The 13,802-nt window shown below is 40.7% G+C and carries 8 protein-coding genes; 6 read left to right on the top strand and 2 right to left on the bottom strand.

From position 1 onward, the window contains the following. The first annotated feature begins 28 nt into the window (after positions 1–28). The 6 genes from MHB41_RS02010 (at position 29) to MHB41_RS01985 (ending at position 4,822) form a co-directional block, all read left to right on the top strand. Positions 29–937, top strand: a complete 909-nt coding sequence (locus MHB41_RS02010) for a DMT family transporter (RefSeq protein WP_254114600.1) — start codon at positions 29–31, stop codon at positions 935–937. 348 nt (positions 938–1,285) lie between these two features. Then, positions 1,286–1,585: a hypothetical protein gene (locus MHB41_RS02005; protein ID WP_024427284.1), complete on the top strand. Its 300-nt coding sequence runs from the start codon at positions 1,286–1,288 to the stop codon at positions 1,583–1,585. A gap of 64 nt (positions 1,586–1,649) precedes the next feature. Continuing rightward, entirely contained in the window at positions 1,650–3,074 is a 1,425-nt protein-coding gene (locus MHB41_RS02000; protein WP_217008888.1) for a hypothetical protein, read from the top strand. 8 nt (positions 3,075–3,082) lie between these two features. After that, positions 3,083–3,772, top strand: a complete 690-nt coding sequence (locus MHB41_RS01995; protein WP_061110381.1) for an ABC transporter ATP-binding protein — start codon at positions 3,083–3,085, stop codon at positions 3,770–3,772. Further along, positions 3,729–4,262: a stage II sporulation protein M gene (locus MHB41_RS01990; protein WP_061110382.1), complete on the top strand. Its 534-nt coding sequence runs from the start codon at positions 3,729–3,731 to the stop codon at positions 4,260–4,262. The genes MHB41_RS01995 and MHB41_RS01990 overlap by 44 nt, the downstream gene beginning before the upstream one ends. A gap of 20 nt (positions 4,263–4,282) precedes the next feature. Continuing rightward, positions 4,283–4,822: a hypothetical protein gene (locus tag MHB41_RS01985; protein WP_041116633.1), complete on the top strand. Its 540-nt coding sequence runs from the start codon at positions 4,283–4,285 to the stop codon at positions 4,820–4,822. 30 nt (positions 4,823–4,852) lie between these two features. On the opposite strand, the gene MHB41_RS01980 is transcribed toward MHB41_RS01985, so the two are convergent. Then, positions 4,853–5,593 (bottom strand): alpha/beta fold hydrolase, encoded by a 741-nt coding sequence (locus MHB41_RS01980; protein WP_065215329.1) that lies wholly within the window; start codon positions 5,591–5,593, stop codon positions 4,853–4,855. Positions 5,594–5,599: 6 nt separating this feature from the next. Next, a complete protein-coding gene (locus MHB41_RS01975; RefSeq protein WP_326134945.1) occupies positions 5,600–13,795 on the bottom strand; it encodes a non-ribosomal peptide synthetase in 8,196 nt (2,731 codons plus the stop codon). Positions 13,796–13,802 lie beyond the last annotated feature (7 nt).

Below are 13,802 nucleotides of genomic sequence, written 5' to 3'. Positions count from 1 at the left end.
TGCTCATGTAAGGAGTCACGTTGTGAATATGTCAAAACAAAAAGCGTATGCTGCTGCGATCGCATACGCCTCTATCATTGGTTTTTCCTTTTTGTTTGTCAAAATAGCATTAGAATCAGCAAACCCAATCGATTTATTGGCACACCGCTTTACCGTTTCTTTTGCTGCCGCTCTATTGCTGTATCCGTTTCTACGAAAAAAGTATCGCATATCCATTCAATGGCGTGATCTCATTTATATCGTACCGTTTTCCTTGCTTTATCCTGTTTTGTTCTTTGCTTTTCAAGTGTGGGGATTGATGTATACATCTTCTTCAGAGGCTGGCATCATTCAAGCGACGATTCCCATTCTGACAATGCTGCTGGCAGCCTGGTTTTTAAAGGAACGTGCGACATGGATACAAGTGCTGTTTACCTTTCTTTCTGTGTGCGGGGTGATGCTTCTCTTTGTCATGAAGGGAATTGATGTCAAGCATTCTCACTTCATCGGCTATGTGCTGATTTTACTTTCAGCCCTGTCATCCAGTGCATATAGTGTGTTTGCCAGAGTGATTACAAAACGATTCCATGTGATCGAACTCACCTTTGTGATAACCTTCTTTGGCTTTGTCTTTTTCAATGCCGCCGCGCTTACCCGGCATTCGATCAATGGGTCATTGCCGGAGTTTTTCAGTCCATTTACAGAAGCATCCTTTGTATGGTCGATGCTCTTTTTAGGTATTCTTTCATCTCTTCTTACCGCATATTTATCAAACTATGCACTCTCGCAGCTTGAAGCGGCAAAGGTCAGCATCTTTAACAATTTATCCGCGTTTATCACGGTCGCCGCCGGGGTTCTCATTTTACACGAAACGATTGATTGGTATCATCTCCTCGGAGGGGTGCTGGTCATTGGCGGGGTGATTGGCGGGAATGTGGTGAAGAAACAGCATTCATAAGTAAAAGCGGCCTCATTAAAGAGGGCCGCTTTCTTTTTAATGTCTAATCAATTGTTGATTGTCTTGTATAAGCATCTTTTTTCGTCCAAATTAAATATCATATTTAATATAATAAGTAATTTCACCTTGTATTTCATAGCTAGTTACTCAAGTAATGTCATTATCAATATAAAAAATACGATTTAGGAGCTATTAATTCTCGAGTAATTTTACTACCCTTTCTCATTCCATCAAAATACTACTAAATCTTTCGTTACAGAGAAATAAAATACAGTATAAAAAACCCGTTTATTAAATATCCTTTTTTTGTATAATATGGGCATATAAGCAAGGGAGGGGGTGTTCATTATGGAATTGAGTTTAAAAAATAGATTTTTTGCAATTGTAGGCTTGAGTCTTATTTTCACTCTAACTCTAACAACTATGATTTTATTGACTCTTGAACCAGTTACACCTTTTGCAAATCTAGTAGCAAACTATCCTCAAATACCTGGCTGGGCTATAACTTCTGTTAGTGCAATTCTAAATGCAGCAGGTACAGTGGGTGCTGTTGCTGCTGTCTTAGGTACTTTTGGACTTGGTGCTATTGCTTCATTGGTCATTAGTTATGCTAGAAAATACGGAGTGAAATACGCTATTTCTTTCTAAAAAAGATTTAATAGAGAAGGTGTAACAGCCTTCTCTATACACCTTTAAAATGGAAGTGTTGTAAATGCATAAATATTTAACATATACAAAAATCTTGTTAATCAATGATTTAAGAAGACATCATCGGAAAGATGCTCTCATTTTTGTATTTTTTGCTTTTTTATACATAATAACACCACTATTACTAGGTATATTAACTCCTTTTTTCTTTAAGGATTTATCAATAATTTATTTATCGCTGTTTATATTTATGTTTACAGTTAATATTGATAAGAGTTTGATGAGAATACTTTTCTCCTCTGATAAAAAACAGATGGCTATTTTAAAAGTTCATCTAGATCAATATATTTTCGGCAAAGATATGAGTAAGTTTCTCAGCACTATTGTGGGTGTATTATTCTTCATTTTAGGGTCTTACTTAGCAAATTTAATTATAAATGGGTACGAGGGATCTTTTACAATAGCAGCTCTGGCTGCCACTTCTTTTATTTTTGGTTACTTACTTAGATTACACGTCTTGTTGCTACTTTCTAATCCAAAGTTTTTCTCAATTTCATCGAGCATTGGTTATATAACTACAGGCCTCATTGCTCTATGGGTATTCACTGTATTTAGATTCAATTTATTAACAAATTCTTTATCTAGTTATTCAATATATTTTATTTTAATCTTCACATTCATTAGTTTATTGTTATTGATGAATTGGAAGAAAAATGTTCGTAATGTACCAATTTTTAATTCCCAAAAAGAATTACAAGAAAAACGAAAAAGAACATCTAGAGAGTTTAATCATATCTTGTTTTATGAAATTACACTTCTCTTGAGAAATCCTCCTATTCAATGGTCAGTATTATTATTTATATTAACATTATCTGGGGGGTTATTTGGTCTCATTCTTTATGGTGTTAATACAAATCAACTTGAAACATTGAATATAGAAAATGATTTTTTATTTATTTTTAGTGTAATTTTTCCAATGATTATTATATCGAATGCCATACAACCATATGTCTCTTTTGATATTGATGGCCCCATTCTTCCTTTGAAACAGAATCTACCTAACTTAGTGAAAAATAAAATTAAAAATAAGATTATTTTATCTATTATATTACACTTGTTTTTTTGTATTTTATATATCATTTTTTCAAGTTTTGTATTAAAACTAGATCAGCCTTTTTACGTGATGATTACTTTAATAAACACTTGCATTCTCGTCAGTATTTGTACTGTCGGTTCTACTGTTGTATTTCCTTATTTTAATTGGGAATTTGTTTATCAAGTTCCAAGTTCTCTTAGTAAATTGACTTTAAATATTTGTTATGGTTTCATTCTAGCTTTATCAGTGATTTCCTCATACAGCACAGTATATCTCATTTTAACAAATTCTGTTATGGCTGCTTGTTCATTCATCATTTTATTTTTAATGATTAAATTTTGGGATAGAACAATCAATAAAAACTACAAATCATTTAAAACATTATTTGAGTGAGGGATTGTATGTTATCAATTCATGGTCTAATTAAAGAATACAAAGAGTCTAACTTTAAAGTTATGATCCCTGAGATGCATTTCCAAGAGGGTAGAATAATCGGACTATTAGGTAAAAATGGTGCTGGAAAAACGACTATTTTAGAAATGGTAGCTGGATTAATAAATCCTGATGAAGGTCAAATATTAATAAATCATAAAAAGCAAAATTTTTCTTCTGTCGGATATATGGAAGACGATCCAACTCTATTTGAAAACTTAACCTGTTTTGAACTTGTAAAATATCAATCTATGCTTGTAGAAGAACCTTTAGAAAATGGACAAATCAAGGATTTATTGAGCAAATATGGATTAGAAGAGCAAATTCACCGCCGTTCCTCTGCTCTTTCAAGAGGCATGAGACAAAGAATGTCTTTTATTTTAACAATATTACATCATCCAAACATTATTTTATTAGATGAGCCATTTACAGGTCTTGATCCTACAAACATGGCTGACATGAAAAAACATTTAAGAAATTTCAGAGATGCCAACAAAATCATTTTGCTCTCCACACATATCATTCAATTTGCTGCAGACTTATGTGATGAAATCCTTTTTATTGATAATGGTAGTATTATTCACTCAGAAAAAAAATCTTCAGGAGTGACTTTTCATGAAGATCAACTCAAAAAGAAATTTTTTGAAAAATTATCTTAAAAATTTTTCAGTTTTTATCATACTATTTTTAGGAGGTTTTAGTTTAAGTATTTTTGCTTCAACATTTATAGATAGTATAGATTTTAAAAACAACATTGAGATTCATAGCTATCTAGAAATTTTTTTAAATAACCTTTTTGTGTCACTCCTAATATTAATATCTGGAATAGTTAGTTTAGGTTTGTTATCTAGCATGATTATTTTTCTAAATGGTTTTTTCCTAGGTGCATTTTTTATATCGTATACCTATATATATGGAATTGATATAGCATTATACTATATTATTTTCCACGCTCCGATGGAGATTGTCGGTTTGTTCCTTTTTTATTTTGTCTCTTTTGATATATCAAGACAGATTATAGGATATATCATATCTAAAAACAAAATTTCATTTAAAACAAAAGGGAAAATCTATGCTAGTCAGCTTATAACCGGCGTTTTCTTATTATTTATTGCTTCGATGATTGAATTTTATTTTATAAAAATTTGATATTGTTAAAGGGTGCTATTATGAAAAAACACATTTTATTAGTATGTATGCTTTCTGGTATAATAGCTTTCATCCTTTCTATAATAAAAATGGATGAAATAAACAAAAACCTACTGGAACTACAACTTGATGGGAATCAAGATGTAATTGAAGTTAGTAAGTGGATAGGTATTTCACTTGCTGTGATTGGAGAAATATTCAAGCCAATGGTTGAGGTTTTATTTTTTTCATTAGTCATTTTTTTAAGTTTTATCATTTTCGGAATAAAAGATTCCTATAAAAATATTTTTAAAAAAGGGATATTAGCTTACTATTACATTTTGCTAGGCAACTTGATTGTTATTATTTTATACCTACTAAAAGTATCTAATGCTGAACGAACGATTACACTTCCATTTTTATGGAACATCAATATTTTCGTCATAGTATCATTTAGTGTGTGGTGCTATTCTTACGTAAAAAATCAAGAAAATAGAAGCTATAAATTTTTCATTCCTTTCGTTTTATTATTCTTATTTTCATTAGCCATATCAGCGTTTTCAAGTATGATTCCTCAGTAAAAAACGACCCTATTGATGGGTCGTTTTTTCTTAATTGTTGATCAATTGCTGCTTGGCTGTAAGCTCAATGACATGTCTCATCTCTTCTGCAAATTGCTCAAGGTGTGTGTTGATATACATGTGGCCTCCATCGAAATTAGTGCGCTCGATGGTTTTTGCCCATTTTAGCCAGCCGCTTGCATCCTGCATGCATTTCTCATCTTGCTTCCCATTGAATAAATAAACAGGTGTGTCGATGATCGATTGATCTGTGTGCTGGAAGGTTTCCAGTGCCCGGTAGTCTGCACGCAATGACGGTGTAAAGTAATCCATCATTGGTTTGTTCTCTAGTAATTCCTTTGGAATCCCGCCCATTTCGGCAATATGCTGTACAAATGCTTCGTTGGATAAATGCGTCAGCATCTGCCGTTTTGTTTGTGGAGGCTGAATGGCTGAGATCACCACTGCTGCAGGATAAATTCCTTCCTTTTCTAGCAGCTGGGTTAGTCTGTATACCACAAGCCCACCCATTGAATGTCCGAACAGAATAAATGGGCGGTTCAATTTGTTCGTGAGTCCTTCTTTGTACAGCTCTGCCAGCCGGTCAATGCTTGATTCAAGCGGCATGAGATTGGTGCCGTGCCCTGGGGGCTCTGCTGCTGTGATTTCGGCCACGTCTTTTAGCTGTTCAAAAAGCGGACGGTATGAGGCGGAATATCCGCCGGCAAAAGGAAAACAAATAAGCTGAATGAGATCTGATTTTTTTTCAAAGGTTTTCAATAACTGATTCATACGTCTTTACCCCTTTATAATCGTTTGAAGAATCCGTGCCAGTTCATCTGCCTGCGGTCTTTTCATCATGGTGACATGGTCGCCTTTGATGTGGTAATACGAGCACGACTCTTTCGTATAAGCCTCCCAGTCTGCGAACTTCTTCTGGAAATCGCTTGCGTGATCACTGCTTTGGACAATATAAAATGGCACAGGGAATGGTTCTTTTTCTAATTCAATGGCTTGTGACATGATCGTATTATGCGTTTGCATTTGCAAATATTTATCTAAATATTGATCATTCATGAATTGATGAACAACTTCATCCTTTTCTGCCTCTTTGAGAATTTTCTGCTTCACTTCTTGGAAGGTCAATCCTTGTAAAGCTTCTGGCTGAATGCCGACCAGATTCCCCATTCCAAGGACAAGCGCGAGCATTTTCACTTCTTCTTCGTTCATATCGGCATGAAGTGCCTGATCTGCCTCATCTCTTAGCACTGGCACCGTATCTAAAATGATGAGCCCTTTCGGTGCTTTCCCTGCATGGCAGAGCCGCTGATTCATTCCGTAGGCAAGATGCCCGCCCATTGAATGCCCTGCGAGATAGTCAATCCCCGGACGGTAGAACGTCTCAATAGCTTCAATAAAAAGGGTTACAAGCTCCGTGTAATGGAGGAATTGCGGCTCTTCATCCTCATATAGGCCAGGAGACTGCAAGGCATACACAGCACCTTGATGTGTCATGAGCTTAGTAACATCAATATAGCCCATCACCGTTCCACCAGCAGGCGGTGCAAAGAATATTCTCGGTTCGGCTGGATCGCCTTTTTTCAGCTCGATCACGTAGTCCTTCGGAGACCTTTCGACGTTCTCAGCGGCTTCTGGCACTGCGTCCAAATGTGCGGCTAATTGCGCAGGCGACGGGTGCATGAAAATCCATTTTGGATCAACTCGAACACCTTTTTCTTTTAATTTGGCCACAGCCTGAATACTCATAATGGAATCGCCGCCCAAATCAAAGAAGGAGTCATACATACCTACTTGCTTCACACCAAGCACTTCCTTGAAAGCGGCGACAATCCGCTCTTCCGTTTCGGTGACCGGTTTGTCGTCATCATGTGAAAGGGTGATTGTTTCTGTTGGCTCTGGCAGTGCTTTTTGATCAACCTTCCCGTTCGTTGTCACCGGCATTTCATCCAGTACGACAAAGTAACTTGGAATCATATAGCCTGGCAGGCTTTCCTGCAAAAAGGCTTTCCAGCTCGGAACAGGGTTTTCTCCATCTGTCACAAGGTAGGCCGCCAGCCGTTTTGAGCTGCCATACGTTTTGGCGATGACTGTACATTCTTTGATTTGTGGATGCTTGAGCAGGGCTGTCTCAATTTCTCCGCATTCAATACGGTAGCCTCTAATTTTCACCAGGTGATCCTTTCGGCCGAGATATTCAATGGTGCCATCTGACCGCCATGTACCAAGGTCGCCTGAACGATACAGCTTGTCTCCCTTTAGTTCAGGAAAAGGATTGTCAATAAACCGCTCCTTTGTCTGCTCTGGATCATGAAGGTAGCCTTTCGCAAGGCCGGTTCCGCCGATATAAATTTCTCCTTTGACGCCTGCTGGTACTGGATTGAGCGCTTCGTCTAGTATGACAACAGTTGAGTTCGACACCGGCACACCAATTGGAACTGATTTTGCGCCTGCTGGCACGTGTGTGACTTGATGTGTTGTGGCTAATGTCGTGTTTTCTGTTGGACCGTAAGCATTGACAAGCACACCTTCCATATGCGGCAGTGCCTTTCGTGCATGCTCACTAGACATGGCTTCCCCGCCAACGAGTAATGTGCGGTAGCCTGCCACACTTTTTGGATCGTGCTCCACCAGTCGATTAAATAATGCGGTTGGCAGACAGTTGGCTGTCACTTGATACGTTTTGATGAATTGCGTTAATTCTTCCATATTCAGTGCTGCATATTTTGGGAGCAGAATCAGCTGACCGCCATTCAGCAGCATTCCCCATAATTCAAATGTAAAGGCATCAAAAGCATAGTTTGAGAGCTGTAGCATTTTGTCATCTGGACCGAGCTTGATATAGTTTGTTTCTCTCACTAAGCGGATAACTCCTGCATGAGGGAGCATCACGCCTTTTGGTGTACCTGTTGAGCCTGATGTGTAATTGACATAGGCGATCTGGTCTTCACCTATAATCGATGATTCTCTTTGATACACTGCATTTGTTTCTCGTATTGGCTTGTCCATGATAATCCTTGTACCTGTAAAGCCTACTAGACGATCTGCAAGATGAGACTGAGTGATGATCACATCGCTTTGCGTATCACGAACGATGAGACGGATGCGTGCATCAGGATATTCAGGTGACATCGGAACATATGCAGCACCAGATTTGATGATTCCTAGTACCGACACAATCATGTCAAAGGAGCGATCAAATAGCATCGGGACAAGGGAGCCTGGTCCAATTCCTTTTGACTGCAAGTAAGCAGCAAGCTTTGTCGCCTTCTTATCCAAGGCTTCATACGTCATGTGTTCATCCATATAGGACAAGGCAATACGATAAGGATCACGCTTCACCTGTTCTTCAAACAATTCTTGAAGCGTCCGCTTTGGATATGGCGTATCTGTTTGATTTTTTCCTAGAATCATGGCCGCCTGTTCCACTTTGTCCATTAAGCAATAATCAGCAAATGTACGCTCAGGCTGTGCCGTCATGCCATCTAGCACATGGAGATAATAGTTCATATAACGATGAATGGTCTCTTGATCAAATAAATCCGTATTGTATTCCACATGAATCGACAGCTGCTCTTCCTGTTCAAATATATGAAGGGTGAGATCAAATTTAGATACTGTATGATGGACCATCACATGTTCACTTGTCAGCCCTTTAAGGTTTACATCGAGCGAATCGGTGACATACCCCATAGCCGCCTGAAAAATAGGTGACCGGCTTAAATCTCGATCTAACGAAAGGTCATCGACAAGCTTATCAAATGGATAATGCTGATGTTCAAAGGCTTTTAACGTCATCTCTTTCACGTTTTCCAAGAGATCAGCGAACGTCTCTGCTGTTGAGACGTCCTGTCTCAGCGCAAGTGTATTCACAAACATCCCAACAAGCTTCTCTGATTGCTTGGCATCCCGGCCCGCGATAGGCGATCCAATGATGATATCCGTCTGTCCGGACAGCTTGTGAAGCAGGACGTAGTACGCGGACAGCATCGTCATGAACAAGGTCGTGCCCTGCTTTTTGGACAAAGCCTGCAAGCGTCGGATAAGCGGTTCATCCAGTACAATTTGCTCTGTAGCACCGTTAAATGTTTGAACCGGCGGACGAGGACGGTCAAACGGCAGCTCCAGCACTGGAAGTTCACCTTGTAACGTATTGAGCCAATAGGTTTGGTCTTTTTGATGATGCTTTAATTGTTCATTCTCCCAATGTACATAGTCTGTCCATTCGATTTCTAAGGCTGGGAGCTGCGGCGTTTCATCTGCAAGCAGTGCGTCATATGCCACTTCTAATTCCTGAATGAGCAGGCTGAGTGACCATGCATCTGAAATGATGTGGTGCTGCGCGCAAAGGAGATAATACTCCTCCTTGCCCATATCTACTATCGTCCACTGCGCAAGAGGCCCTCTTTCTAAATCATAGACACGTTCTGCCTCTTGCTGAATGAGCTGCTTGAGTCTTCTCGCTCTTGTTTTTTCATTAAATAACGAGAAATTGGCCACTGTCACAGATGGCGGAAGGTCTTCACGAATGAGTTGAACCGGCTTGCCGCCAAGTGATTTAAATACTGCCCGAAGTGCTTCATGCCGTTTTGTTAAAAGACCAATCGCTTTTGTTAATGCTTGAATGTGTAATGGTCCTGTCAGCTTCCAAGCACCTAATATATTGTAATGATGGCTCTTTTCTAATGTGGATAAGAACCAAATACGCTTCTGGGCATGAGACAATTCATAGCTTGTTTGCTTTTCAAGCTTTGGAATTTCAGCCTCCTGAACGGCTGGCGCCCCTTTGATGTCATCAACCATTTGCGCCAGATGTGCCAGATGTTTGCTTTCAAATAATATTTTTAAAGGCGCCTTCATTGAAAATTCATGATTGATCCGGGAAATGGTTTGAGTCGCTTTTAGTGAATGTCCGCCAAGGTCGAAGAATTGATCCTCTTTGTACACGCGATCTACATCTAAAATGTCCTGCCATATGGCGGCAAGAACCTGCTCTGTCTTCGTTTCTGGTAATTGCTTTTCAAGACTTTGTCCATTTTTGTGATGATTCAGTTTGAGGGCTTCATGATCAATAAAGCCATCTTGTTTTTTCGGTATTTCCTGTACTTGCTGAATGTCCCATTTGCCTGCTGCGGCGCTCGTGATCTCTTCAACATGCACTTCTTTGCCAGGCTGAACGGTGTAAAAAAGCTTTTTCTCAAAGACCGGTATTGGAGCTGGCTGAAGATACCCGGCGATGTCTGGGTTTGCTCCGTCCAGACCAATAAATAGATGCGCTTCATTGAGCCGGACACCTAAACATAATGAATGGAGACCTTGTTTCTTTCCAATCAATTGAAATCCCTTGCGAACGGTGAGAGCTGCTCCGGTATGCCCCTTAGACAAACCGAGATTATCCCACATACTGAAGTTCAAAGAGATTGCTCGTCTTCCTTCTTGAAAGGTGAGAGCGTGCGCGAGTCCATCTAAAAAGCTGTTGGCCGCAGAGTATGCCCCAAATGTTGTGCCGCCAAAAAAGCCATTGACCGATCCAAAAAAGACAAACGGTACTGTCGGATCATACTTAAAGGCTTCCTGCAGGACCCATGCCCCGTCTGCTTTCCCTGACATTTCTTTTGTGAAATCCTCTTCTGACGTATGAGCCAGTGTATACTTGTCCGCCTGCTGAAAATGCTCAGACACATTACCAGCACCGGCCAAATGCAGCACACCCCGGATCGATTGTCCAAAATGCTTTTCTGCTTGATAAATCGCCTGTTCGACGTCACGTAAGTTGGTCACATCTGCTTGGATATAAATGACGTCACCAACATCTTTTAGCTGTGAGAAGGCTTCTTTCTTTTCCAAGCTGTCTTCCAGAGATGTCCGTCCAATCAATACGAGCTTTAAGCCAAATTGGAGCATCTGCTTAGACAGCTCAAACCCAATTCCGCCAAGTCCTCCAGTCAATAAATAAAGACCTTCATATTCTAAAAATCCTCCTGTTTGAGGCGCTTCAATCATATTGACTTTTTCCAGCTTTGGTACGAATCTGTCCCCATTTCGGTAAGAAACCTCTGCTTTTATATGAATCGCAGACAATTCTTCCGCAATATGCTTGGCATCCTGTTCTACATCCTCCGCTTCAATATCAAGATGAGACACCTCTGCTCCTTCCCATTCTTGCGGAATGGTTTTTAGCAGACCGACAAGCGGCGTTTTCTCCACATGAAGATCGTCTCCAGGCTTCACAAATTGACCGCCTTTTGTCACAACGACAAGACGGATGGGCTCTTTATTTGCTTGTCTCAATGCTTGATACAAGTACAAAATGGATTGACCCGTGCTGGCATGCAGCTCTTTGAACTGCGCAGGATCCACGATGTCTTCTTTGTCTGACACATTCCACAGATGGAGCATGCGCCCGGTCTTTAGTTCATCTGCTTCAAGTGCGGCAACGAGCCTGACGTAATCCCCCTTGATTCTCGGATTTATCTGGTACATCCCTTTGGACAGACGCAAAAATTCATGCCCTTTTCTCACAGAAATATATGGCTGTTTCTTTTGCTCAAATTGTGCGTAAAGCGATTGATATAGTCCTTTTTCATCCTCGAAAACGAGAACATGGTCAGCAAAAGGCTGAGTTGGACCGATATGCTCCTTAGCCCAAATGCGTTTGAAAAACCAGTCTGGGAGTGTTTGTTCATTTTCAGAAGCAAGATCCAGTGCCTGTTCAATGTCACGGAATGCTCCATCTTTTAGTGCTGCGCCTAACTGGGCACGCTGGATTTTCCCACTCTCCGTTTTTGGAAATTGGTCTTTTTTCACCGGAATGATGTGATCAGGCTCTATTCCGATTTTTCGAATGATGGCCTCTCTCATCTGTTGAATTATCGTGATTTGTTCCTCTATTGAATCCCTTTGTGAGACAAAAAAGACGGCAAGCGTGTCATTGCTTGATTCGGGATTATAAATGCCGTACGCAGCGGCAAAGGTGACTTCAACCCCGTCCACCTCTTCAACAACCGCTTCAATTTCGTAATTCAAATAGTTAGCGCCGTTGATAACAATGATGTCTTTTTCTCGACCTGTCAGAACGAGACGCCCTTCATGAATAAAACCTAAATCCCCTGTGTGAAACCAGCCGTTTTCCGCAAAAACTTCTTGATTGGCTTCTTCATTTTGATAGTAGCCCATCATAATTGTTGGACTCTTCACTTGCAAGCGCCCAACCTGATCTTCTGGCAGCACCTCGTGATGCTCATCTACAATTCGAATCCATACAGAAGGAATCGGCGTGCCGACTTCTGTAAACGTCATCTTGTTCGGATGATCGTGCGTCACATATTCGATCTCACTTGTTAACGAGGTCTGATCGATCGTCAGCTGTCCATCCTGTTCACTGTTCCGCATAAATTTCTTTGACTGAACAATGGCTGAGGATGTTTCTGACATGCCGTAAGCAGGTACCATCGCATGACGGCTTAATCCATGCTGCCCCATGATATGCATGAAGCGCTGCGTGACTTTCGGAACAACCGCTTCGGCTGCATTCATAATATAAGTCAGAGTAGACAGATCCCAGCTCCCCTTGCGAATGTCGTCCTCATATTCATTCATCATGGCAAAAGCAAAGTTTGGTGCCCATGTCCTTGTGACACCGTATGTTTCTACCCAATCCAGCCACACCATCGGCCGCTCGATAAATTGATCGATAGATGGACTAATCTGCTGGCAGCCAAGGTAGACGTCATGTACATGAAACATGACAATTCCACCAACATGATCAAGCGGCATCCAGTTAAGCGACACATCCTCATGTGTAAAGCCGTTAACCTGCTCAAAAGCAATAATTCTAGATAAAATGCTTTGATGATGATGACGGATACACTTTGGAACACCCGTACTTCCTGAAGACAGGAGCTGCAGCACAGGCTCATCCGGCTCCGGCTCATAATGCTGTTCATCTGGTTCATACGCCAGCAATGCTTCAATTGTTAAGATAGGCATGACCTTTGCTTCAAATGTCTCACGCAGCCCAGCAATGTCCTCAGCACTTGCTTCATTCGTAATAATGAAAGGTTCATTTTGCAGCTGAAACACGCCCTTCAGCTTATTCACACCTTGATTCATTTCATCATAAACAGGAGGCACAGAGACCGGGGTCGGAATGATTCCTCCGAGAATACAGCCCCAGAATACCGTGATAAAATCTTGATGATCTTTCAATTGAAGTAGCACTTGATCACCGTTTGTCAGTCCTGCTGCCCTTAAACCGCACAGAACCCGTTCAGCGCTTGTTAGTAATTCAGGATAGGTTTGGGTCAACGTACGCCCGTCTTCTTTCATATAGGTCACCCCGCGGTCTGGTGACATAAAGGCTGATCGAATCAGCACCTCTGTCAGTGTGACAGGTGTGCCTGGTTTTTTGATCACATCTCCGCCATACACAAGTGCGGGCGGCTTCTCATGTAGAGATGATGGTTTTGTTTCGCTCGCTTCACTTTTCGAAAGCGGTCCGTTCCCTTGGGTACGCTGTCGATCAGGAAACAGATCATCTAAGTGATAGGGCGTTCGTTTTTCTGGCTGACTTTCAATGAAAGCAGCCGCTTCCTCTACACCATCTATAGCTTTGGTGCGCTCTTCTATCTTTCTTAATTCCTCTTGATCTATGATTTCAATTGAAAGCAGTGCCTCTTTGTCGACTGCTCCACTTTCTGTCTTTGGCAAAGAAGGTAATAAGACGAGAGCGGCTGGCACTTCATGAGGATGAAGCGGACCTTTCATCAGATCCTCTCTTGTCAGCGAAGGGTCCTTCGCCTGTGCAAATAGCACAAGCGATAGACTGCCTTCTTGATTTTTCTTCGGAATGATTGCACATTCCTTAAGCGGAAAATGAAGCATCATGACTTGCTCTAATGCTTTGAGATCCAATCGTTTTCCGTTGATTCTGACGATATGATTTGCTGCATGTCCTTTTCGTCTACTCACTAACATCGTTTCT

The organism is Bacillus sp. FSL H7-0578 (genome assembly GCF_038630855.1).
Lineage (GTDB): Bacteria > Bacillota > Bacilli > Bacillales > Bacillaceae > Bacillus > Bacillus safensis.
This window is presented reverse-complemented; position numbering and strand designations above follow the sequence as displayed.

Excerpts from the sequence above, each read along its gene's own strand:
- MHB41_RS01975 (WP_326134945.1), bottom strand. The coding sequence starts at position 13,795 with ATGTTAGTGAGTAGACGAAAAGGACATGCAGCAAATCATATCGTCAGA.
- MHB41_RS02005 (WP_024427284.1), top strand. The coding sequence starts at position 1,286 with ATGGAATTGAGTTTAAAAAATAGATTTTTTGCAATTGTAGGCTTGAGT.
- MHB41_RS01985 (WP_041116633.1), top strand. The coding sequence starts at position 4,283 with ATGAAAAAACACATTTTATTAGTATGTATGCTTTCTGGTATAATAGCT.
- MHB41_RS01995 (WP_061110381.1), top strand. The coding sequence starts at position 3,083 with ATGTTATCAATTCATGGTCTAATTAAAGAATACAAAGAGTCTAACTTT.
- MHB41_RS01980 (WP_065215329.1), bottom strand. The coding sequence starts at position 5,593 with ATGAATCAGTTATTGAAAACCTTTGAAAAAAAATCAGATCTCATTCAG.
- MHB41_RS02000 (WP_217008888.1), top strand. The coding sequence starts at position 1,650 with ATGCATAAATATTTAACATATACAAAAATCTTGTTAATCAATGATTTA.
- MHB41_RS01990 (WP_061110382.1), top strand. The coding sequence starts at position 3,729 with ATGAAGATCAACTCAAAAAGAAATTTTTTGAAAAATTATCTTAAAAAT.
- MHB41_RS02010 (WP_254114600.1), top strand. The coding sequence starts at position 29 with ATGTCAAAACAAAAAGCGTATGCTGCTGCGATCGCATACGCCTCTATC.